21 protein-coding genes are annotated in these 23,174 nt (G+C 70.3%); 17 read left to right on the forward strand and 4 right to left on the reverse strand.

Going from position 1 to position 23,174, the window contains the following annotated elements:
* Positions 1 to 23 precede the first annotated feature (23 nt).
* Positions 24 to 911 carry a carbohydrate ABC transporter permease gene (locus AC069R_RS24435; RefSeq protein ID WP_478768945.1) on the reverse strand — a complete coding sequence of 296 codons (888 nt, stop codon included), beginning with the start codon at positions 909 to 911 and terminating at the stop codon, positions 24 to 26.
* On the reverse strand, positions 908 to 1,852 hold the full coding sequence (locus AC069R_RS24440; protein ID WP_478768946.1) for a carbohydrate ABC transporter permease: 945 nt from the start codon (positions 1,850 to 1,852) through the stop codon (positions 908 to 910). Before AC069R_RS24440 ends, AC069R_RS24435 begins: the two co-directional genes overlap by 4 nt.
* A gap of 302 nt (positions 1,853 to 2,154) precedes the next feature.
* Here AC069R_RS24440 and AC069R_RS24445 point away from each other — a divergent pair, with 302 nt between their 5' ends.
* Complete coding sequence (locus AC069R_RS24445) at positions 2,155 to 3,111, forward strand: lytic transglycosylase domain-containing protein (RefSeq protein ID WP_478768947.1); 957 nt, start codon at positions 2,155 to 2,157, stop codon at positions 3,109 to 3,111.
* A gap of 141 nt (positions 3,112 to 3,252) precedes the next feature.
* Positions 3,253 to 3,528, forward strand: a complete 276-nt coding sequence (locus AC069R_RS24450; RefSeq protein WP_478768948.1) for a hypothetical protein — start codon at positions 3,253 to 3,255, stop codon at positions 3,526 to 3,528.
* 9 nt (positions 3,529 to 3,537) lie between these two features.
* On the opposite strand, the gene AC069R_RS24455 is transcribed toward AC069R_RS24450, so the two are convergent.
* On the reverse strand, positions 3,538 to 4,206 hold the full coding sequence (locus tag AC069R_RS24455) for a response regulator transcription factor (RefSeq protein ID WP_478768949.1): 669 nt from the start codon (positions 4,204 to 4,206) through the stop codon (positions 3,538 to 3,540).
* 61 nt (positions 4,207 to 4,267) lie between these two features.
* On the opposite strand from AC069R_RS24455, the gene AC069R_RS24460 reads away from it, so the two are divergent.
* The 3 genes from AC069R_RS24460 to AC069R_RS24470 all read left to right on the forward strand — a co-directional run bounded on the left by AC069R_RS24460 (position 4,268) and on the right by AC069R_RS24470 (position 9,339).
* On the forward strand, positions 4,268 to 5,467 hold the full coding sequence (locus AC069R_RS24460; RefSeq protein WP_478768950.1) for a sensor histidine kinase: 1,200 nt from the start codon (positions 4,268 to 4,270) through the stop codon (positions 5,465 to 5,467).
* A gap of 475 nt (positions 5,468 to 5,942) precedes the next feature.
* Complete coding sequence (locus tag AC069R_RS24465; protein WP_478768951.1) at positions 5,943 to 8,408, forward strand: golvesin C-terminal-like domain-containing protein; 2,466 nt, start codon at positions 5,943 to 5,945, stop codon at positions 8,406 to 8,408.
* 301 nt (positions 8,409 to 8,709) lie between these two features.
* Positions 8,710 to 9,339 (forward strand): helix-turn-helix transcriptional regulator, encoded by a 630-nt coding sequence (locus AC069R_RS24470; protein ID WP_478768952.1) that lies wholly within the window; start codon positions 8,710 to 8,712, stop codon positions 9,337 to 9,339.
* Between the two features lie 45 nt (positions 9,340 to 9,384).
* Here the strand turns inward: AC069R_RS24470 and AC069R_RS24475 are convergent, their stop codons facing one another.
* The gene (locus AC069R_RS24475) at positions 9,385 to 9,993 is read right to left on the reverse strand and encodes a Pvc16 family protein (RefSeq protein WP_478768953.1); all 609 of its coding nucleotides are present in this window, start codon (positions 9,991 to 9,993) and stop codon (positions 9,385 to 9,387) included.
* Positions 9,994 to 10,170: 177 nt separating this feature from the next.
* Between AC069R_RS24475 and AC069R_RS24480 the strand changes: the two genes are divergently transcribed.
* From AC069R_RS24480 to AC069R_RS24535, 12 genes are all read left to right on the forward strand, one after another.
* Entirely contained in the window at positions 10,171 to 11,748 is a 1,578-nt protein-coding gene (locus AC069R_RS24480) for a phage tail sheath family protein (RefSeq protein ID WP_478768954.1), read from the forward strand.
* Positions 11,749 to 11,847: 99 nt separating this feature from the next.
* A complete protein-coding gene (locus AC069R_RS24485; RefSeq protein WP_478768955.1) occupies positions 11,848 to 12,252 on the forward strand; it encodes a phage tail protein in 405 nt (134 codons plus the stop codon).
* A complete protein-coding gene (locus AC069R_RS24490) occupies positions 12,249 to 12,647 on the forward strand; it encodes a hypothetical protein (RefSeq protein ID WP_478768956.1) in 399 nt (132 codons plus the stop codon). Before AC069R_RS24485 ends, AC069R_RS24490 begins: the two co-directional genes overlap by 4 nt.
* Positions 12,644 to 12,814: a DUF6760 family protein gene (locus AC069R_RS24495; protein ID WP_478768988.1), complete on the forward strand. Its 171-nt coding sequence runs from the start codon at positions 12,644 to 12,646 to the stop codon at positions 12,812 to 12,814. The genes AC069R_RS24490 and AC069R_RS24495 overlap by 4 nt, the downstream gene beginning before the upstream one ends.
* A gap of 2,454 nt (positions 12,815 to 15,268) precedes the next feature.
* On the forward strand, positions 15,269 to 15,994 hold the full coding sequence (locus tag AC069R_RS24500) for a hypothetical protein (protein WP_478768957.1): 726 nt from the start codon (positions 15,269 to 15,271) through the stop codon (positions 15,992 to 15,994).
* Between the two features lie 27 nt (positions 15,995 to 16,021).
* Complete coding sequence (locus AC069R_RS24505; protein WP_478768958.1) at positions 16,022 to 16,504, forward strand: phage tail protein; 483 nt, start codon at positions 16,022 to 16,024, stop codon at positions 16,502 to 16,504.
* Between the two features lie 39 nt (positions 16,505 to 16,543).
* The gene (locus tag AC069R_RS24510; protein WP_478768959.1) at positions 16,544 to 17,128 is read left to right on the forward strand and encodes a phage tail protein; all 585 of its coding nucleotides are present in this window, start codon (positions 16,544 to 16,546) and stop codon (positions 17,126 to 17,128) included.
* Between the two features lie 9 nt (positions 17,129 to 17,137).
* Complete coding sequence (locus tag AC069R_RS24515; protein ID WP_478768960.1) at positions 17,138 to 17,824, forward strand: hypothetical protein; 687 nt, start codon at positions 17,138 to 17,140, stop codon at positions 17,822 to 17,824.
* Complete coding sequence (locus AC069R_RS24520; RefSeq protein ID WP_478768961.1) at positions 17,821 to 19,719, forward strand: phage baseplate assembly protein V; 1,899 nt, start codon at positions 17,821 to 17,823, stop codon at positions 19,717 to 19,719. The genes AC069R_RS24515 and AC069R_RS24520 overlap by 4 nt, the downstream gene beginning before the upstream one ends.
* A gap of 22 nt (positions 19,720 to 19,741) precedes the next feature.
* Positions 19,742 to 20,170 carry a GPW/gp25 family protein gene (locus AC069R_RS24525; protein WP_478768962.1) on the forward strand — a complete coding sequence of 143 codons (429 nt, stop codon included), beginning with the start codon at positions 19,742 to 19,744 and terminating at the stop codon, positions 20,168 to 20,170.
* A 4-nt stretch (positions 20,171 to 20,174) separates the two neighbouring features.
* Positions 20,175 to 22,130 (forward strand): putative baseplate assembly protein, encoded by a 1,956-nt coding sequence (locus tag AC069R_RS24530; protein ID WP_478768963.1) that lies wholly within the window; start codon positions 20,175 to 20,177, stop codon positions 22,128 to 22,130.
* A gap of 5 nt (positions 22,131 to 22,135) precedes the next feature.
* A complete protein-coding gene (locus AC069R_RS24535) occupies positions 22,136 to 22,663 on the forward strand; it encodes a phage tail protein (RefSeq protein WP_478768989.1) in 528 nt (175 codons plus the stop codon).
* Positions 22,664 to 23,174 lie beyond the last annotated feature (511 nt).

Below are 23,174 nucleotides of genomic sequence, written 5' to 3' on the forward strand. Positions count from 1 at the left end.
GACGGAGGGGGGCCGGACGCTGGTCAGCCCTTGACCGCTCCGGCCGCGAGACCGGAGACGAAGTAGCGCTGGAGGGCCACGAAGATCACCGCCAGCGGCAGCGAGGTGATCACCGAAGCGGCCATCAGGGCGGGCCAGTTGGCGTTGCCCTCGTGGATGAAGGCCGTGGTCATGCCGACGGGGAGGGTCTGTTTGCCGGGCCCGGCGAGGGTGAGCGCGAACAGCAGGTCGCTCCAGCCGCGCATGAAGGCGAACATCCCGGCGGTGACGAGACCCGGCGCGATGAGCGGGAAGACGATCCGGAACAGCGTCGCCGCATTGGACAGCCCGTCGACCTTGGCGGCCTCGATGATCTCGTCCGGCAGCCCGTCGATGAGCCCCTTGAGCAGGAACGCCGACAGGGGCAGCGTGAAGGTCATGTACGAGAGGATCACGGCCGTGTACGTGTACAGCAGCCCCGCGGCGCTGAACATCAGGTACAGCGAGACCAGCAGCAGGGCGCCGGGTATCAGCTGACCGACCAGGAACATGACCATGATGGCGTTGCGGCCGCGGTAGCGGAACTTCGACAGCGAATAGGCGAGCAGACCCGACACCAGCACGGAGACCACGGCCGTACCGCCGGAGATCACCAGGGAGTTGAGGAGGTTCCCCGGCAGGGTCGAGCCGTCGGTGAAGAAGGCGTGGAAGTTCTCCAGCGTCGGATGCAGCGGGAAGAAGGGGCGGTCGGCCGCGAACACGTCCTGGCGGTGCATGAAGGCGGTGGCGACGAGCCAGTAGACCGGCAGCAGGCCGAACGCCGCGAGGGCCGTCAGCGCCAGCTTGCCGAGCGGGCCCGGCTTCGGGTTGGTGATGCCTTCCCCGACGTTGCGTGCGCGCCGGCGGATTCGGGCCGGGGTGAGAAGGCTCATGAACGCGACTCCAGCTTCTTGTCGAGCAGGAAGTACCCTCCGCACACCACGGAGAGGGCGGCCAGCCACAGCACGCCCATGGCGGCGGCCTTGCCGAGGGCGAAGTCGGTGAAGGCGTACTCGTAGAGGCTGACCGCGAGTGTCATCGTCGACGTGCCGGGACCGCCGCCGGTCATCACGAAGATCATGTCGAACGAGCCGAAGTTGTAGATGAATTCGAGCATGCTCACGAGCGCGACCGGGCCGATCAGGTGCGGCAGCGACACATGCAGGAACCGCTGCCCGCGCGAGGCCCCGTCCAGGGCGGCCGCCTCCAGCTGCTCGCGCGGCAGGGTCTGGAGGACCGCGAGGACCACCACCATGATCCACGGGAAGGAGTTCCACGTCTTGGCGATGACGACGGCCGCCATGGCCGTGCCCGGATGGCCCAGGACGTCCACCGAGGGCAGGTGCAGCTCGCCGAGGACGCGGTTGACCACCCCGTAGCTGTCGTTGAAGATCCATGCCCACAGGAAGGACACGACGACACCCGGCAGCAGCCACGGCAGCATCAGCGCGCCGCGCAGCAAATTGCGCCCTTTCAGCCGGCCGTTGAGCAGCACGGCGAGCGCTCCGCCGATGAGCACCGGGAACACGGTCGCCGCCACGGAGAACACCAGGGTGTTGCCGAGCCGGCCGACGAAGTCGGGCCAGACGTCGGCGTAGTTCGCCAGACCTACGTACTTTCGGTCCGGCCGCAGCAGCGATTGGTCGTACAGACTTGTCCCGATGCCGGCCACCAGGGGATAGATGGCCACGACGAGGAAAAGGGCGACCGCGGGTGCCGCGAGCAGGAACCCGAACGTACGGTCCCGAGCGCCCGGAGCGCGCCGCCGCTTCTCGCGGGCCGCTGCGCGGCGGGAGGCGGGACGTACGGGTGGTGGCTGGGTCAAGGTCGCCATGCTGACTCCTCCGGTATGACAGGGCAGAACCGTATAGCAGATCCCATATCTGGTAAACGGATGGAGCTTCCATAATCTTGGGAGGGGGTCACGCCGCATGGTTCCCTCCGCGCAGCATGCGGCCTGTTCGGGCATCGAGGTGTGCCCGCTCGTCCTCCCCCTCGGCAGTGCGCCGCGCGCGGGCCGTGCTGCCACGATGGCGCGGTATGAACGGCCCGGCGGTGGCATGTGATCGCGAGCGCGGGGCCGGCGGGGAAGGGCGGCCGCCGTTCCGCCGGCGGACGCTAGGGGAGCAGACGGAGATGGCAGCTGTGCTGCAACGCGCCACGCAGGGATTCGCGGCAGTGGCGGTTGCGACCACCCTGGTGACCGTGGGCATCGGGGTGCAGCAGTCCCGAGAGCCGGTCGGCGCGGCCACCAGCGCCGCCGAGGAGGAAGGCTCGCAGGCCCTGCCGAGGCCGTTCACCGCCCCGCGGGGCACCGCGAAGGCTCCCCCGGACGCCGCGGCCGACGACGGACCGGGACCCGGCGCGGCGCGGACCGAGGTCAACGGGGTCACCCTGCCGGTGACCGTGTACCGGGCCTATCTCGCCGCACAGGCGGCGCTGGCGAAGGAGCGGCCGGGGTGTCACCTGACCTGGGCGATGCTCGCCGGCATCGGGCAGGTGGAGTCCGGCCAGGCCCGCGATGGAGCGCTCACCGCGGACGGCAGGACGATCACCCCCATCATCGGCCCCGCTCTGGACGGCGCGGGTTTCGCCGCGGTGCGGGACACCGACGACGGCCGGCTCGACGGCGACACGGAGTGGGACAGGGCCGTCGGGCCCATGCAGTTCATTCCGAGCACCTGGGCGGTATGGGGAGCGGACGGGAACGGCGACGGTGTCGCCGACCCGCAGAACATGTTCGACGCCGCCCTCACGACGGGCCGCTACCTGTGCGCGGGTGGACGCGATCTGTCCGACCCCGAGCAGCTTCGCGCGGCGATCCTCTCCTACAACAAGTCGGACGCCTACGCGGACACGGTGCTCGGCTGGATCGCCCGTTACTCCGGAGCACGGTCGGTCAGGACCACCCCGGACACGAAGCCCTCCCCGTCCGGTCCGCCGGGTGACACGCCCCCGTCGCCCGAGCCGTCGCCGTCGATCTCGCGCACCGCGCCCCCGCCCCCGGCGAGCCAGTCCCCGCCCCCCGGCCCGTCCCCGTCGGGCTCCCGCTCCGAGCCGCCGCCGGGCCCGTCGGCGTCGTCCTCGCCGTGACCGTTGCCTTGAAGGCTGCCTGAACAGGCATCTTATTTTCCGGGACGAGGGTCTAGAGTTTCACCGTCTTCGGGCACTGTTCATTTGGCGTGCGCGGAGCGCGGTGAGATGAGGCCGTTATCCTCGGGAGCAGCAAAACCTATGGACGTCGAAGAGATCTGGAGTCATCTGGCAAAAGAATGGCGGAGCAGTGGGGAAGAAGGCTGGACGGATTTCGCCCACAGCAGGGCGCATTTCGATACTGCGAAGATCACCCGTGTCATGTCCTACTTCCGCGACATCCCCGTTCTCTACAGTGCCGGCATGAGGCCCGAACATATGACCGCAGGGGATTACAAGGACATTGTGCAGGGAATTTTCGACGAGTGGTACCGGACGATCTTCGTGCCGCTCGACGGGCAGCGCGGAAACGACTGAAAAAATAGCTCATCCTTCGTTCTCGAGCCCCGCTCGATAGGCGATCCGGGCGGCCTGGACCCGGTTTTCGCTGCCCAACTTGGCCATCACTTTGCTGACATGCCCTTTGATGGTGGACTCGCTGCTGTGCAGCTCCGCGGCGATCGACGCGTTCGACATTCCGGCGGCCACGAGTCTGAGCACCGCGATCTCACGGGGCGACAGCGTGTCCAGCGCCCGCCGCTCGGCGTCCGTGAGCGACGATCTCGGGCTTTCCGCGGGCGCGGCCATCAGGTCAAGGGCCCGCCGCACCAGCGTCGGATCGATCATCGTATGGCCCGCGTGGACCATGCGGACGGCCCTGACCAGCTCGTCCGGCGGGGTGTCCTTGAGCAGGAAGCCGGCGGCCCGCGCTCTGAGCACCTGCTCGATGTAGTCGTCGCGGTCGAACAGCGTCAGGACCAGGACCGCCGGGGGAACGTGCAGGGTCATGATCTGCCGCGTGGCCTGGATGCCGCCCCCCTCCGGCATCTCCAGGTCCATGAGCACGACATCGGGGAGATAGCGGCGGGCGGCCTCGACGGCCTCGGCTCCCGTGCGCGCCTCGGCGACCACCGACAGGTCCTGCTCGCCCTCCAGGGTCAGCCGCAGCCCCCGGCGCACGATGTCGTTGTCGTCCGCGATCACAACCTTGATCATCGACTGGTCCCTGGGTCTCGCTGGGGGCGTTGGCCACCCGGTCCTGCCCTAGCGTAGGAACATGCGAGCCCCGCGCCCCTCAGCCGCGCCGTGCCTTGGGCCCCCCGCCAGGGAGGACGTCCTGCTCTGCGCCGCCCTCGGCCTGGCCTGGGTGTTCGACACGGTCGTCAGCAGGGCGGTGTGGTGGCTGCTCCCCATCGCCTGCGCCGCGGTGCTGTGGGGGAGGCGGCGGCATCCGGCCGCGGTCGCCGTGGTGCTCGTCGTCGTGTCCCAGCTGGCCTACGGGTTCGGCGTGCCCGAGACGGTTCCGTACGCGGGCCGGATCACCCCGGCGGTGGCCGCCGTCGTCCTCGGCCAGCGGGTCGCGTCGCCGCGCACGCTCGCGATCTGGGTCGCCGGGATCTGCGCCTGGCTGTTCGCGAGTTTCTTTCTGTGGGGGCCGGCGCCCGCCCTCGACGCGTCCTGGGCGGGAGCCTTCGTGCTCGCCGTGGTGGTCCCGGTCGTCGGCGCCGCGCTGGGCGGCCGTCTCTCGTTCGAGAGCAGACAGCGGCTCGGCCTGGTGCTCGGCAGGGAGGAGGCCCTGCGCCGGGAACAGCGTCTGCTGGTCTACCGTGCGGCCCGCGAGGAACGCGATCGCATCGCCCGCGACATGCACGACATCGTCGGCCACCGGGTGGGGAACATCGTCATGCTCGCCACCGCGCTCGACGCCACGTACGCACAGGGGCGGGCGGACGTGCCGGGCGACGCCGGTCTGATCCGGTCCGAGGCCCGAGCGGCTCTGCGGGAGTTGCGCCTGGCCATCCGGGCCATGGAGGAGACGACCGGGCAGGAGCCGCAGGGCCTGGACGACCTCGACCAGCTGGTGGACGTGCACGCCAGGGCATCGCGCGCCCCCGTCCGCCTGGACGTCGACGGCCACCCCGACCTGCTGCCCCCGGCCCTGCAAACGGCGCTCCGCCGGATGGTCCAGGAGGGCCTGGCCAACGCCGCCAAGCACGCGCCGGGGGCCCCGGTCGCCGTCTCTCTCGTCTGCGCGGCGGACGGGGTCGGTCTCAGCATCACCAACGGCGCGGCGGCCGGCGTCCCGCGGTCCAAAATGCCCGGTGAGGGGCGCGGTCTCGCCGGAATGCGCGCCCGTGCCGCCCTCCTGGGCGGCACGTTCCGGGCCGGTGCCCTCCCGGACGGCGGCTTCCGGGCCGAGAGCCGCTTCCCCCTGCGCCCGCCGGACCCCGGCTCCCGAGGCTTCCGAGGCTCCTGAGGCGGAATTCCGTAAGTCCGCCCGAAAACGCGCCCGAAAGGGAAACCGGCGTATTACACCCGCTTTTTCGCGCCGCGGCTCATGGCCCCGCGGCCGCCGGCAGGCCGGGCCCGCACGGCAAACGGCAGGTCATGGAGGTCGTACGACAGATGGGTGCCGGGCCGGGAGGTTTCCCCAAAGGTGCCCGCGCGCCGGAAATTCGGGCAATTTCCTTCACGGGCATGCCGCATCGCCGCTTGGAAGGCCGATTTTCTTCCTTATCCTCGAACGCGTCCATCCGCTCATGGCGGGGCACGAGACGGTGAGAGAGTGTATGGGTGACATGATGCGGAAACGGCGGGCCGTAACGTCCCGCACAGAGTGGTTCCTGCTGGTCGGCGGAGTCTTCGCCGTGACGTTTATAGCGGTCCTTGGCAGCCTCATTCTCCCGGCGCGGGCGAGCGCGGGCGAAGGCGGCCCGAAGTCGTCGCAGAGCATGCCGACGGTCGTCGTCGACAATCGCGACTCGGGCTTCAGCTCGCATGGCTCCTGGACTCCGTCGACGGCATCGCCGCATTTCCATGGCGCCGATTATCTGTACGCGGGTTCGGGGACGGGGGCCACGGCGCGCTGGACCCCCGATGTCCCGAAATCCGGCACCTACGGGGTCTACTACTGGATTCCCGACGGAACTCCGAGCCGTACCGCGAGCGCTCGGTTCAGGGTGCACAGCGCCGACCCGGAATACACCTACAAGGTGAACGAACGGGCCGCGGGCGGCACATGGGTGCTGCTGGGGAACGACTACTTCGACGCGGGCAGCGGCGGCTACATCGAACTGTCCGGCACGGACGGCGGCTTCCTCGACGCCGACGCGGTCAAGCTCGGCTCTCCCGGCCAGATGACCATCGAGTCCCAGATCGACCGCGCGGTGGCCCAGGGCCGCCACGACGTCACCATCGAGCCCGGTGAATACCGGCGCACGTCCACGCTCGACCTCGGCACGCTGAGCGACTTCACGGTCAACGCGCGGGGCGTGCGAATCGTCCAGACCCGCCTGGTGGAGGCCCTGTTCATCGGCGCGGCGAAGAACCTCACCGTCGACGGCCTGACGATCGACTACGACCCGCTGCCCTTCACCCAGGGCAAGGTGGTGGCCAAGTCGGCCGACGGGAAGTCCATGGACGTCCGGATCTCCACCGGGTACGCGCGGCCTGACAAGCTCCCGGACCGGGTGACGATCTTCGATCCCCGGCAACGGCTCCCCAAGAGCCAGAAACTGGGCGCCACCGTCTCCTGGGTCGACCGGTCGGCCGGTATCGCCAGGTCCAGCACCGGCGCCACGGCGGCGAACGTCGGCGACATCGTCACGTTCGCGGGCGGCCCCGTCGGCGGTCCGAGCGACGGCATCGAGATCGAGGGCCAGAACACGACGCTCAAGGACGTGACGCTCAACGCGGCCCCCGGCATGGGGCTGATGAGCGCCCGCGGCGAGGGCGGCACGCACCTGGACGGCTTCCGGATCGTCCCCGGTCCGCCGCCTCCGGGCGCCACGGAGAAGCCCATCCTGACCACGTCCTGGGACGCCATCCAGTTCCAGTCCGTCAAGAAGGGCCCCACGGTGGAGAACTCCCGAGTCGTCAACGCGGGAGACGACTCGTTCAGCATCCAGGGCAGCAAGAACGTCAAGGTCGTCAAGACGGCGGGCAGCACCGTCTGGCTCGCCTTCCCCGACAACAGCTACCGGGTGGGCAAGGCGGGCGACCGCCTCCAGCGCTGGGCCGGCGATCCCGTCGCCACCATCCGGACGATGACGCGCGAGACCGATCCGGCCGTCACGGCGCTGGCCGGCACACGGTCCGGCTCCACGTGGCGGGCGACGCTCGACCGGACCTCGCCCTGGACGGCCGGCACCGATGTCGCCGACATCGATCGGATGGGCAACGGCTTCGTGTTCCGGGACAACGACATCGACAGCTCCGGCCGGGGCCTGCTCATCGAGGCACGTGACGGCGTGATCGAGAACAACCGCATCCGCGGCGCGAACGCGGTCTCCGTCTCCAGCGAGATGTGGTCGGACTCGGACGCCGGCGCCGGCGGGGACATCACCATCAAGGGCAACACGTTCCTGAGCGCGCTGTGGTCGGCGAACGGAATCTGGGACAGCTGCCAGGTCGGTACGGTCACCCTCGACGACGACGGGACGTACTCCCGCCGGATCTTCCCCGACATCACCATCGAGGACAACGTGTTCCAGGACATCCGGGGACTCAACCTCGACATCAGCGAGGCCAGGAACGTCACCGTACGCGGCAACGTGTTCCAGAGGTCGCAGCAGAGCGGCTACAACCGCGCGACCGGGAACAAGTGCCACATCCCCCTGACGTCGGTGGTGCACGTGCACGATTCCGACGACGTCACGTTCGACGGCAACACCATCGACCGCATCGGCCCCTACTCCATCGGCCAGGTCACGTACGACAGCGGTACGACCACCGGCATCACCGGTCTGCCCGACGGCGTGCGGGTGGTCAACCGGTATCTGCCGTTCAGCGCCGGCAAGACCTACACGCTGGCGAACCGCAACAGCGGACAGCTGCTGACGGCCGGCGGGACGGCGGCCGGAACGGGTGTCGTACAGCAGAAGGCCGGGCAGGCCGGACAGAGCTGGCGCATCTCGGCCGCGGGCGGTGACAAGGTCCGCGTTCAGAACGGCCAGTCCGGCCTGTTCCTGACGGCCGGGGCGGGTACGACCGTGCTCCAGCAGCCGCGGACGGACGACGCGGCACAGCTGTGGCAACTGCTGGACACCGGCAACGGGACGGCGAAGATCCTGAACGCGGGCACCGGGAAGCTGCTGGACATCTCCTCGGCGTCCACGGCCTCGGGAGCGGCCGCGGACCAGGCGGCCGCGTCGGGTTACCTGGACCAGGACTGGCAGTTCGTCACACCGGCACCCTGACCCGGCCCCCCCGTGGCGCCGGGGGAGAGAAGGGAGATGAGGCCGCGGCTTTCGAGCCGCGGCCTCCGCCGCGTCCGGGCGCCGCCGGCAGAAAAAAATTACTCTCCGGTAATCCCCAAGTCTTCATAAAGTGGATCATGGATACGGCTTGGTAACACCGGTTCGGTGCATGAAGTCGCCGAGAGCGGCCATGGTTCACCCCTTACCTGACCGGGAGGCTGAAGGGGCAGAACTGATCAACTGCCCGCACGACGGCCCTGAATGGCCCGTGGGGCATGGCTTGAACCCCCAGGGGGACCCAATGTCAATCAGCCGTATCTACGTGCACGTCAAGACGTCCGACCCCATCTCGGAGGCCGGGATCGTGGCGGCTCTCCGGGCACGTGCCGAGATCTGGATCGCCGAGGAGAGCCAGATCACCCCCGCCACGGTGGCACTCATCGTCGCGGACGAGATGGACGAAGAAGCCCAGCGTCTGCTGCGCGCGGTGCGCGGGAAGGGCATCCAGCACGCGGTGGTCGTGGTCTCGGAACTCGACGACGCGGGCCTCATGGCCGCGGTGGAGTCCGGGGTATCGGGGCTCGTCCGGCGGCGTGAGGCCACTGCGGACCGGTTGGTCCAGGTCATCACGTCCGTGTACCGCGGTTCCGGAGAAGTACCGCCCGACCTGCTCGGCCGGCTGCTCAAGCAGGTGTCACAGGTGCAGCGTCATGTCCTCGGGCCGCGCGGCCTCCGCTTCAGCGGGCTGACGGACCGTGAGGGAGAGGTGCTGAAGCTGGTCGCCGAGGGGCTGGGAACGCGGGAGATCGCCGTGCAGCTGTCGTACTCGGAGCGGACCGTCAAGAACGTGCTGCACGACGTGACCCACCGATTCCACCTGCGCAATCGCTCACACGCCGTGGCTTACGCGATCCGTGAAGGGCTGATCTGACGCTCCCGGCCCGGCGGCCCGCAGCCCCCTCGCGTCGGCCCGCGCCTACTCCTCGATGCGGTTGCGGGGCAGCCGGACGGAGCGCCGCGGCCCCGCGGCCGGCCGGCCGGTCACCGCGGTGCCGAGATCGATGCGGCGCGGCGCCTGCTGCACCCCGGTGTCGGCGGCGGCGATCAGAGGCGCCATGAGCACCAGGCTCAGGACCGGGGACGACGGGAGGTAGGCCCCCGTCCAGGGGAACGCGACACGCTCGGCCGGTGCGACGAAGAGCGGGACACCGTCGGGGCAGGAATCGCGGAGGTCTCCGTACAGGAGATCCGCCGGGATCACGGACGTGCCGGCACTCGCCCGCATCACGTCGCCCAGGAGCGCATGGCTCTCCCGCCAGCCGGGGGCGTGCGCGCTCAGCTGGTACGAGTACTGGTAGGTCCGCACGGGCTGCAGATGAGCGACGACGACGTTGTTCTCGTCGCGGAACCGCATGTAACCGCTCTGGCTCCGGTCCTCCTCCCGGACATCGTAGAGATAGACCTGGACGACGCTTTCGCCCGGGTCCTCGGGGGGCGGCGCGGCGAGGGGCCCGAAGGACAGCGCGGCCGCCGGAAGACAGCGCCGCAGCCAGGATTCCAGCGCGAGGGTGACCGAGTCCATCATCCCGTCATCGTTCCCCCGCGCGGCCTCGCCCGGCCACCGCCGCGGGGTCCGACGAACATTCACGGACCGCTGCCCGAAAGGGAAGCGGGAGAGGTCTGAACCGCTGTCTCTAAGTAACTGCGGTCGTCCTGGCCGGGCGGAAATGATTGCCGCATCGCACAGGAAAGCGAGGAATGCGTGCCCAGTTATCTGACTCCAGGTGTCTACGTCGAGGAAACCTCCTCCGGGAACAAGCCGATCGAAGGGGTGGGGACGGCCACCGCGGCCTTCCTCGGATTCACCGAGAAGGGGCCGCTCAACACGCCTGTTCTGGTGACCAATTGGACCCAGTACACCAACACCTTCGGCGACCTCGTCGCGGGTGCCTACCTTCCGCAGGCCGTCTACGGCTACTTCCTCAACGGCGGCGGGAACGCCTACATCGTCAGCCTCGGACCGGGCGCCGAGCCGGGGGAGGGCGCCGCGCCGGACAAGGCCGTGGCGGCGCTGCCCGCCACGACGCGCGGGGAGTTGGCGGGCCCCGACGGCGCACGACCGGCGCTGTCCGTCGCACTGACCGCCGGCGCGGCGCAGGGCGGCGGTCCCGTCACGGTCGAGGTGGACGACGCCTCCGACGGGGGAGACGACGCCTTCAAGCTCGTGGTCCGCCGCGACGGAAAGGTCGAGGAGGTCTACGACAACGTCTCCACCAGGAAGGGCGCTTCGCACGTCGCCACCGCGGTCAAGCGGTCGGCCCTCATCACCGTCGAGGACGTCAAGGGCGCCGCCCCCGCCCGTCCGGTGAAGGGCGCCACGGTCACGCTCGCGGGCGCGGACACGCCGGCCGTGCCCGCCGTCGCGGAGCCGGAGATCGCGCCGGACCTCTACATCGGCGACGCCGCCGAACGCAGCGGTGTGGCGGGGCTGGAGGCCATCGACGACATCACCATGGTCGCGGTGCCCGACCTCATGGCCGCCTACCGGCAGGGCGCCATCGACGCCGAGGGCGTGAAGGCCGTTCAGCTGGCGCTGGTCGCGCACTGCGAGCTGATGGGCGACCGGATGGCGATCCTGGACCCGCTGCCCGACCTCAACGCGCAGCAGGTCCGCGAGTGGCGCCAGGAGTACAGCGCGTTCGACTCGAAGTACGCCGCCCTGTACTGGCCGTGGATCAGGGTCATGAACCCGAAGGAGAAGGCGCCGGAATTCATCCCGCCGAGCGGCCATGTGGCCGGCGTGTGGGCGCGCAACGACGATACGCGGGGGGTGCACAAGGCGCCGGCCAACGAGACCATCCGCGGGGCGCTTTCCGTGGCGCTCGGCGTGACCAAGGGCGAACAGGCCATCCTCAACCCGATCGGCGTCAACTGCCTGCGGACCTTTCCGGGCCAGGGGCTGCGCATCTGGGGAGCGCGGACCCTGTCGAGCGACCCCGAGTGGCGCTACATCAACGTCCGGAGGCTTTTCAACTATGTCGAGAAGTCCATTCTGGACGGCACGAACTGGGTAGTCTTCGAGCCCAACGACATCTATCTGTGGGAATCCGTCCAGCGGACCGTGAACATGTTCCTGCGGCGGGTCTGGCGCAGCGGCGCACTCTTCGGCCAGACGCCGGCGGAAGCGTTCTTCGTCAAGTGCGACGAGGAGAACAATCCGCCAGAGAACCGCGATGCCGGGATTCTGACGGTCGATATCGGGATCGCGCCGGTGAAGCCCGCCGAATTCGTGGTGTTCCGGCTGTCCCAGTTCTCCCAGGGATCTTCTCTCAACGAATAGACGAATAGACAGGGGTAATCTGTAATGTCGGCTGTTGTCGCAAACACCAACGTTGCCCAGGCACTCTCCGGGGCGAGCTTTCGTCTCAACTTCTCCGGCATGCAGGACGGCATCTACTTCTCCGAGCTGTCCGGCATCAACACGGAGATCGAGACCGCGGATTATCTGGCGGCCTCGGCCAAGAAGGGGCAGCTGATCATCTCGAAGCAGTTCGGCAGGCCCAAGCCGCCGTCCATCACCCTCAAGCGGGGCTGGGACGGCAACGGGACGATGCTCGGATGGCACGCCATGGCGCGGGACGCGAACCCGGCCGCCCGGCGGGACTGCGACCTCTTCATTCTGAACAACCAGGGGCACGTGCAGACCCAGTACACGCTGCTCGGGGCCTGGCCCAGCAAGGTGGAGGTGAGCGCTCTGAAGGCCGGAGCGACCGAAGTGGTCACGGAGACGGTGCAGATCGTCTGCGAGCAGATCACCACCACGCCGGATGTCCACTTCTCATGACGGTCATGGAAATGTCCGGACAGGACATGAAGACGGAATATCCCTTCGTCCTTCCCCGTGGCTACGTCGACCCGCAAGGGCGCGTGCACCGCGAGGGACTGATGCGGCTCGCCACCGCTCGGGACGAGATCGCGCCGCAGACCGATCCCAGGGTCCGGCAGAACTCCGCCTACCTCACCGTCGTGCTGCTGAGCCGGACGGTGACGCGGCTGGGCGCCGTGACCGATGTGGACACGGACACGATCGAGAATCTCTTCGCCTCCGATCTGGCGTTCCTCCAGGACCTGTACCGGCGTATCAATCAGGAAGGCCGGACCGAGGCCGAGGTCAATTGCCCTTCGTGCGCGCACGCCTTCCTCGTCGACGTGGCCGGTGAGGCTCCGGGGGAATCCTGACGTATACGGCCGACCGTCTCTGGGAGGAAGTCGTGTACGTCGCCTACTACCTTCACTGGTCCTCCGATTCCATTCTCGACCTGGAGCACCCCGCACGGCAGCGGGTGATCGGGGAGATCGGTCGGATCAATCAGAAAATATCCGCACCGGATGAGCTGGACGGCTGAATTCCGGGCTTGGCCCAGTATTTCCCGAGAAGGAGACGATCGATGCGGTGGCCGTGGAAGTCCGTGTATTCCTGGTTCCGCAGGAGACGCCGCCCGATCGGAACGGCGGCCGGCGGTCCGGGACTTCGCGGAGACAGCCGGGCGTGGCGGAGACTGCCGCTCCTGCGGACCACGGTCGGGCTCGCGCCCCGGACCGTGGTGTCCACGGCATGGGGCGCCACCGCCAGGGCCGGTACCCGTTCCCTGGTGCACCGCAGGCGCCCGCCCCTGGGCCCCGGCAGTGCCCCGCGCGGCCGGGTGGACGGCCTGGCCCGGCCCCTCGCCCCGGCGGACACCGCCTCGGTCCGTCCGGCGCGGCCACGCGGGCCGGTGCGGGCGGCCCGGAGCGCGGACGCCCTCCCCGCCGGACCGGCCGGCACGCACACGGCGGGGCCCGACCCGGCCGGCCCGGTGCCCCCGCGCCGGCCGCGCGTGATCGAAAACGCCGGGGACACCGCCGCCCGTACACCGGTCGCGCGGACACTCACGCGGGCGACGGACGCGTACGTGGGGGAGCCCCGGCCGGTCACACCCCCTGCGCCGTCCCCGGCCCGGTCCGAGTTCCAGCAGCTCCTGGAGGCGTACACCCCGGCCTGGGCGAAGCGACAGGAGGAGAACACCGAGGACATTCCCTCGTTCGTCCTCGCGCGCAGGGCCGCTCCGGCCTCCCCCGGTACGACGGCACACGGCGGCCCGCCCGCGAATCCGCAGGCCTTCGCCGCCCAGCACATCTCAACCACCCCGCACATTACTGCCGTTCCGCGCACGGATGGCGTCCGCGCGAACCTGGCCGAGTCCCGCAGGCGCGTCCTGGCCCAGCGGTTGTCCGAGCGTCCCGCCGACCCGGCCCCCCGGTCCTCGTCCGCGAAGGCGCCGGAACGGGAACCCGACGGGCGGCCGGACGGTGGCCCGCTCCCGGCGGCCTCCGCCCCCGGCGCCGACGGCCACGCGCCGGCTCCCCCTACGTCTTCCGGCCTCGCCGCGGTCGCCGGTGAGAGCGGCCTTCCGGTGGCGGAAGCGGCATCCGAACCGCCGGACTGGGCGGCGGAGTGGAGCATGCGGCAGACGAGGACAGCGCGAAACGGCGGGGGATCCGCCCCGGCCGGCCGGCGTCGCCGGGCCATCACCGAAGGCCGCGAACCGCGGGCCGCGGCGGCCTCGCGGGCGGGGCGCTCCGAGGAGACCGGCACGGCGTCCTTGCGGGCGGGGCGCTCCGGGGAGGCCGGTACGGCGGCCTTGCGGGCGGGGCGCTCCGGGGAGACCGGCACCGCGGCATCCCTTCCGCAGGAATCCGACGAACCCGCGGAGGCCGACACAGGCGTCCCGGCCGCGCCGGATTCGCCGGCGGGAGCCGATGGGCGGGTGGCCGGGCCGCGAGCGTCGGATGCGAGCGCCCCTCGGACGATCGCTCACGCGCAACTCGCCCAGGCCGAATCCGCCGCCGCGCACACGGCTTTGGGCGGCCCCACGGGGAGCCCCCCGCGTCAGGAGACCGATGCGGCCGCCCCTGCCTCCGGACTCGCGTCCGGTTCGGCGGGGCGACCGGAGGAGGCCGCGGACCCTGCCCCCGGTCCCGTGCCCGCCCTCGCGGGGCGTGGGGCAGGGGCTGACGGGGGTGTGCCCGGCTCCGGTTCCGTGCCCGTGCCCGCGGGGCGTGGGGTGGCGGCTGACCAGGGGCTGCCTGACTTCGGTCCGACGGCGCCGGACGGGTCGTCGGCCCGTGGTGACTCCGCGTCCGATGCCGGCCAACGGAGCGCGGCGCGAGCCGAGTTGGCACCCCTCGGGACCGACCACGGGACCGCGTCCGCCCCTGATCGAGCACCGTCTGACGCATCCCGCTCTCCCGGCCCGCCGGTCACCGGCCCGCGAACCGGTGACGCCGTACCGGCGCGTGCGACCGGCGGAGCGGCGCCGGCCGGAAGCACCGTGGACACCACCGCGGCGGTGTCCACGCTGGTGCGCGGAAGCGACGCCCCGCCACGGCCCTCATCGCCTTCCGTCTCCGCTCTGCCGGCCCGTGACAGCCGCGCCGAACTGGTGCATCGGGTCCGGGGCTCTGCCGGAAACGTGCATTCCCCGGCATTCGGCCGGGGGAGCCGGGCCGCGGGGGAGACGTCGCGGGTGGCCGCCTCTGTCGGCGCCGCCGCGGCGGGAACGGCCGCCACCGCCGTGCCCGTTGGCACCGTCAGCGGTCCGACCACCCTTCCGGCAGCGGAAGTCGACGCCCCGAGAGGAACGCCGACGGCTACGACGCCCGTCGTCGCCGCCGGCGGTCCCGGCCCCGCGGATCCCCGGCCGGCGGCCGGACGCCTGCGTCCGCTCCGCCTCGTGCACTCGGTGCCGAGCACCTCGTCTTTCGTACCGGCCCGCCCGTCCGGACCCCCGGACGCCGACGGGCAGGCGGCTGACGGGGAGGTGGCTCGCCGTACCGCCGGTTTCCTCTTCGCGGTGCCGCAGTACATCCCGTCGCTCCACGCGGGCGGGGCGCTGGACGGCCTCGCCGAGGACGCGGGCGCCCTGGTGCCGGCGCGGCAGCCGGGCGCCCTGGTGCGACACGTGGTGAACCGGGTGATGGGCGCGGTGGTGGGCGGCGAGGAGTGGGATGCCGTGGAGCCGTCGGAGCCGTTCACGGGCGCGGCACCGGACGCCCGTACGCGTGCGCAGTCGCGGTGGTCCGCCGTGGCCGCCGGCGGACTCCACCATGTGCGGCTGCCCGACGGACAGCCGGCGGCCCCGCCCCGCGAGGCCGGGTGGCTGCCGGGCCCGGAAGCCGTGTTCTCCCCTGCCTTCGGGGCGGAGGAGACGGAAATGCCTGTTCTGGAGGACGCTGTGGCCGCTGACCTGCCGATGTTCACCGAAAGCTGGGGAACACCGGGCCCCGGAGAATTCCCGCCTCCCGCCGAGTACGGATTCCCACCGCCCGGAAACCCCGTTCCCCCGTCGGCGGCCGAGGCGGACCCCCGGCAGCTGGGAAACACGGTACCGGCATCACTGGACGGCTGGCAGATCATTTCCCTCATGGACAATCCGGCATTTCTGGACTGGCTGGCGAACCGGGTGTACGAGCGGATCATCGGCCATGTGCGCAGAGAACTGGTCACGGAACGAGAGCGGCAGGGATTGCTCACTCCGCGGATGTAGCGAGTCGGGCCCGGCGAGGTGGATAAAATGGACAACAAACTGGTCGAAAATGTCGCCATGGCGCACAGGTTCACTGTGTCGATCGATGACAGTAATTATCAGCTGGGCCACTGGGCGAGCGCGTCGGGTCTGAACGTCTCCTGGCAGAAGATCGAGCATCGCACGGGCGACAAATGGAATCACACATATCTTTTTCCGGGGTTTCCGGAGTATCAGAAGATAAAGCTGACCCGCGCGGCCTGCAAGGACTCGATCATCGTACAGAAGTGGCTCAAGGAGACGGCCATGCGGAACGAGCCGATGTCCGGGGAGATCGCTCTTGCCATTCCGGACGGCGAGGCCATCAAGTGGGAAATCCGAGAGTTCTTCCCCTCCGGCTGGAGCATCAGCGACTTCGATGCTGCTCAGGGGAAGGTCGCCATGGAAACCCTTGAACTCGTGCACTCGGGTTTCCTGGACGATCTGTATCTCCCGGCGGCGCGCGGCGCCACCGGACCTGGTACGCACTGACAAAGGCGCACCCCGCCCGCCGCACTGTGAGGAACACGAATGACGACACCGAGCCCGAATGCCGACGCAGCCTCCGGCGCGGAGGGCCCCTCTCCGGGTGCCGGCCGGTCCCGGCGGCTGCACCAGTACCCCCGTGCCGCCATGGCCATGCGGTTCCAGGTCGTCGTGGACGGCTTGGAGGGCAGGGGCCTGGACCTCGGCATGTGGTCGGCCTGCCGTGGCCTCCAGGTGCAGTTCACGGCGAAGGAAATAACCCAGGGCGGCGACTATTTCACCCAGCAGCTCCTTCCCGACCGCATCAAGTTCAGCACGGTCACGCTGGAACGGGCCATGACGCGGGAGGAATCCCCGGCCCTCCAGGAATGGCTGGCCGCGGTGGCGCGGAGCTGGACCGGTTACGAGTTCGACGGCAGCGAGTCGTACCAGCCGCAGAGTGTGCGCATCACCCTCTTCGACTTCAGGGGGGAACCTGTCCTCGGCTGGGTTCTCCAGAACGCCTACCCCAAGGACTGGTCGGGCCCGGAACTCAATGCCAAGAGCAATGCGGTGGCCGTCGAGAAGATATCTTTCGAGCACAGCGGATTCCTGCGGCTCGATGGCAGTGGTGCCCCTCTCGGGGCGTAGGAGCAAGTGATGGCGAACATGCTGGCCTCCGGTTCGACGCCGGGAATAGTTCAACCCGCCTATCTGCGATCAGCGGAGAATTCTAAGGACTCCATCACCTTCGAGTACACCCCCGCCGAGATCAGCATCTCCCACAACGCCGAGGGGGTGTCGGATGCATCGGGTCAGGGGGCGGACAAGGGTGATCCGCGCAGCCTGCTGGACCAGATGGCCACACGTGGGTCGACACGGCTCGTGATGTCACCGCTCACCTTCACCGGCGGTGAGCAGTGCCGGAAGGTCGTGGAATACCTGTGCCGCTGGGTCACCCCCAAGCCGGCGGAAAAGGGCGCGACCGGACAGCCGAAACGGGAAGTGCTCAAATTCGAGTGGGGTCCGCCCGACCGGGGGTTCGACTACTCGGTCGAACTCATGCGGTTCGACTGCACGTACACGCGTTTCAGCCGCGACGGGCAGCCCATCCGGACGGAGGTCCGCAATCTGACCCTGCATGTGCTCGACAACGCCGCGTCCGGGGACAACACACAGCTGGCACCGCCCGCCGCCGGTGCGGGCCGCCCCACGAAGCCCGGCACCGGAACACGGCCGCCCGCGCCCGCCACGAGCGCGTCCGGCGGCGGGAAACCCGGCGCCGGGACCCCGTCCGACCCCAATGCCGACCCCACCCGCGAATTCCTCCGGAGGTCCGGGACATGACGGCCTCCTTCCTCGCGGCCACCATCCACGCGAGCAGCGCCCGGGCCACGGGGCGCCAGCCGGCCCGCGCGCTGACCGACGAACTCCAGCAACGCGTGCTGCGGGCCGTGGTCGACACCCGCCTCAACACGCCGACCATGGTCGAGGTCACCTTCGACGACCATGCCGCCGATGTCCTGGACCGGGCCGGGATCGACTACGGGAGCCGGCTGGAGGTCTGGGCGATCGACCAGGACGGCGGCGGCCCCGTCCTGGTCGGCAGCGGACAGGTCACCGCGATCGAGGGGGACTACTACAACTCGAAGATGTTCACCGTGGTCCGTGCCTACGACGCCACCCACCTTCTGCAACGCCGGTCCCGGTCACGCCCCTTCGTGGGCACCGACTCCGACATCGCCCGGCAGATCGCGGCGGACGCCGGGCTGGCGGCCGGCCGGATCGTGGCGACGTCCACCGCGCACAGCCACATCGCCCAGATGAACCAGACGGACTGGGAATTCCTCACCTGGCGCTGCCGCGAGATCGGCTACGAATTCGGGATCGAGGACGACCGCTTCTACTTCCGGCCGCTCGGCTCGGCTGCGGCGAAGCCCGTGGAGCTGGACTTCCGGAAGAACCTGCGGACCTTCCGGCCCCGCGTGACGGCGGGCAACGCGGTGCCGGAGGTCGAGCTGCGCGCCTGGGACCCGATGAGCGCGCGGACCGTCTCCACGCTCGCCCGGACGGAATCGAGCACCGCCGAACTCGACGACGTCACCGTCTCCGATGTCATCGGCTGGGCCGACACGGTCTCGCCGCCAGCCGGACCGAGCGCCTCGGGGTCCGGCTCCGCGGAGAACTCACGGGGCCCGGCCCCGACACGGGACGGGCGGGTCCTCACCTCGACCCTGCCCGCCGTCGGCGCCGCCCTGGGCAACGCGTCCAGGGAAGCCCTGAAGGGCCCCGTCGCCCGCATCGCCGGAAGCGTCGCCGAGGCCCAGGGCCTGGCGGACGGCGACCCCCGCATCCGGACCGGCACCTGTGTGCGGGTCACGGGCGTGCCCGGACCGTTCACCGGCACCTGGGCCGTGGCCGCGGCCAGGCATGTCTTCGACGTCATGGACGGCGGATACCGCACCCATCTCCAGCTCGGCAATCCGGAGAACCGGACACTCCTCGGACTGACCGCGCAAGACAGCGCCGGGCCGCCGGCGACGCCACGTGTTCAGGGGCTGGTGTCCGGGGTGGTCAGCGACGTCAACGACCCCGCGGGCAAGGGCCGCGTCAAGGTGGCACTGCCCTGGCTGCACCCCGATTACGTGACGGACTGGGCCCCCGTGGTCCAGGCGGCGGGGGGACAGCGGGCTGGGGCGCTGCTGCTGCCCGAGGTCGACGACCAGGTCCTGCTGGGCTTCGAACTGGGCGACCCGCGCCGCCCGTACGTCGTCGGCGGCGTGCTGAGCGACGACAGCGCCTACGCACTGGGCGGTCCGGCCGTGGAAGCCGAGGGCCATATCGGCGCCGTCGTACGGCGGGGCATCGTCTCCCCGTCCGGGAACATGCTGGCCTTCCACGACAAGATGCCGTCCACCAAGGGACAGCCCCCCAGGGATTCCGAGATCCACCTGGGCACGAAGGACGACAGCCTCGCTCTGGTCATCGATCAGGTGCACGGCACGGTCCGCCTCGTCTGCCGCCCACCGGAGGCGAACGGCGCCGGCCCCCGGCTCGACATCGACTGCGGCGGGAGCAGGGGCACCGTGAACATCACCGCGGGAGCGGACGGACACGTGAACATCACGGGCGGCTCGCTGACGATGCGGGCCGAGACGTCCCTGAGCATCGAGAGCAAGGGCACCGTCGCCATCAAGGGCGCCGAAGTCGCCGTCACCGGCAAGCCGATCAAGCTCAACTGAGCCCGAGGAGAAGGAGACTGCCGTGAGCGACGACTTCACCGGAACAGGGTGGGCCTTCCCCCTGGCGGCGGGCGACCACAAGGCCGTACGCATGGTCACGGGCAACGCGCTGCTGGAGCAATCCATGCGCCTGATCCTGACCACGTATCCGGGCGAACGCCCGATGCGGCCGAAATTCGGTTCCCGGCTGCGCGACTACGTGTTCGCCGGGACCGACCCCGCCACCTTGAACGAGGTGAACCGCGAGGTCACGTACTCACTCGCGGCCTGCGAACCCCGCGTGGACATCAAGGCGGTACGGGTCGAGCCCGATCCCGACGACTCCGCGCTGGTACGCATCCAGATCTTTTACGCGCAAAAGGGGACCAACGACTTCCGCAACATGGTCTTCCCCTTCTACACCCTTCCGGACGACGACGTCACGCCGGACGACCAGAACGCAGGAGCCTAGCACCGTGCTTCCCACCCCCGAGCTCGACGACCGGCGCTTCCAGGACCTGTACCACGAAGCCCTGCGTCTGATAGCCCGCCGCTGTCCGGAGTGGACCGATCACAACCCCTCGGATCCCGGTGCCACCCTCATCGAGGCCTACGCCATGATGACGGAGCACATCATCCACCGGCTGAACCAGGTACCCGACCGGCTCTACGCCAGGTTTCTCGACCTCATCGGGCTGCACATGCTGCCGCCCGTGGCCGCGCGCGTCCCCGTCACCTTCTGGACCACGGTGCCGATCACCGAGGCGCCTCTGGTGATCCGCCGGGGCACCCGGACGGCCACCGTGCGCACGGAGACCGAGGAGGCCGTCAGCTTCTGCACGGACGCCGATGTCACCATCGTGCCCGGCGCGCTCGCGCACGTCCTGAGACAGGGCGCCGGCGACGAGCGGCCGCAGGCCGTGGAGTACGGCAGGCTCGGCGTCCGCGCGCCCTTCCCCGCCTTCGGCCCGGCACCCGCCGCCGGCGACGCCCTGCTGCTCGGACTGGCGAACGCGGTGCCGCACTGCGCCGTACGGATCGAGTTCGACGGGCGCATCGACGGCGTCGGCGTCGACCCGGACGCGCCACCGCTGGTCTGGGAGGCATGGGACGGCTCGGAGTGGTCCCCCTGCGAGGTGTCGCAGGACGGGACGGGCGGCCTGAACCGGTCCGGGAACATCGTCGTCCACGTCCCCGGACAGCACGAAAGCGCGCTGCTCGGCGGGCAGACCGCCGGCTGGCTCCGGGCCCGTGTGCGGGAACCCTCCGAAGGGCAGCCGGGTTACACGGCAAGCCCGATCGTCCATGGACTGAACACGGTGACCGTGGGAGCCACGGTCACGGCGACCAACGTGGAGATCGTCGACGGCGAACTGCTCCAGGACGCCGAGGGCGTACCGGGCCAGCGGTTCACCCTCGCGCTCAAGCCCGTCCTCGCCCCCTACGGCGATCCCGTACTGGAGATTGCCGAACCCGGTGACGAGACCGTCTGGGAGAAGTGGATCCGGGTCCCGGACTTCACCGGCAGCGGCCCCGAGGACCGGCACTTCGTCCTGGACGCGATGGCGGGCGAGGTGCGGCTCGGTCCGGCCGTGCGCGAGGCGGACGGCACGCTCCGCCAGTACGGCGCGGTCCCCGCCGACGGAGCGACGGTACGGATCCGCGACTTCGCCATCGGGGGCGGTGCCCGTGGAAACGTGGCGGCGGGCGCGATCAGAACGCTGATGTCGTCGCTGCCCTTCGTCGCGGCGGTGGAGAACCGGCATCCGGCCAGGGGCGGTGCCGACGGCGAGACGCTGACCGAGGCGATGGCGCGGGGACCGCTCATGCTGCGCAGCAGCAACCGGGCCGTGACGGCGGAGGACTTCGAGACCCTTTCCCGCGAGGCCGCTCCCGAGCTGGCGCGGGTGCGCTGCCTGCCCACGGAGCGACTGGGCGACGTGAAACTCCTCGTCGTACCGGCCGCCCCGCCGGGCGAGCGGGTGCGCCTCCAGCATCTGGTCCCCAGCCGGGAGACCCTCGACAAGGTGGCGCGCCGGATGGAGGAGGTACGCATGGTCGGCACCCGGATCATGATCGAACCCCCGCTCTACCGCGGTGTCACCGTGGTCGCCACGGTGACGGCCCATCACCGCGCGCTGGCCGACCGGGTGCGCCGGGACGTCGAGGACGCCCTGTACCGGTTCCTCGACCCGCTGCCCGGCGGCGGCCCGCAGGGCGGCGGGTGGCCCTTCGGACGGCCGGTGCAGGTCGGGGAGATCTTCGCCCTGCTGCAACGTGTCGACGGGGTCGATCTGGTGGACGACGTACGGCTGTTCGCCGCCAACCCGGTCACGGGCGAGCGCGGCAAGGAGGCCCGCCGGATCGACCTGCCCGCGAACAGCCTGGTCATCTCCTATGACCACCACATCCGGGTGGAGGAAGCCCGGTGAGGGGCATGGTCGAGGGGCTGGGCAGCCCCTACTCGGTGGTCCAGCTGATGCCCGCGGTGTATCAGGACGACCCGTTCACCGTGCGGCTGACGGCCTGCTGGGACGAGGTGATCGCGCCGGTCGTCAGCACCCTGGACTGCCTCGACTCCTATGTCGATCCCCGGTTCGCCCCGGAGGACTTCCTCGTCTGGCTGGCGGACCGGATGGGCACCCAGCTCGACGAGAACTGGCCGATGGCGCGCAAGCGGGCGGCCACCGCGCACGCCGTCCAGGGCCATCGTGCCCGAGGGACGGTGGAAGGCGTGCGCGCGCGGATCGCCCTGGCCGCCGGTGGCGAGGTCGACGTGTCCGACTGCGGCGGGGTGTACACCTCCGACCGGCCGCAGACGCCCTTTCCCGAAAACCCGCAGCCCGGTGTCGTCGTCCGCATCGCCGTCGAACGCGAGCAGGACGCCGATCCCATCGATGTGGAGGCGCTCGTCCGCGAGTGCCTGCCGGCGCATGTTCCGTACCGCGTGGAGATAGACCGATGATGATCTGCCGTCGTTGCAGCAAGCGCAACCGTGACGCCGACGCGTTCTGCGGAGAGTGCGGGGCGTTCCTCGAATGGTCGGGGGAGCAGGCCGTTCCGGAGATCTCGGAGGAGGTCCGAACGGAGGCGGAGTCCGCTGCCGACCCGGCGAGCATGCCGCTGCTGCGCAGGGTCACCCGCGGCATGGCGCGATTGACCTCGGCGGACTCCCGAGGAGCACCGATCCCGACGAGCACCGGCTTCGGAGGCTTCGGCGGCCCGCCGGGACCGGGCGGCCCACCCCGGCCTCCGGGCATGGTCGGCCCTCCGGGACTTGGCGGCCCGCCCCGGCCACCGGGCATGGGCGGCCCGCCCCGGCCTCCGGGGTTGGGCGGTCCTCCTGCTCCTCCGGGGGCGGGCGGTCCTCCTGCTCCTCCGGGGTTGGGTGGTCCGCCTCGGCCGCCGGGCCTGGGTGGTCCTCCTGCTCCTCCGGGGTTGGGTGGCCCGCCCCGGCCTCCGGGGTTGGGTGGTCC

Source organism: Streptomyces sp. NPDC043952 (assembly GCF_056435325.1).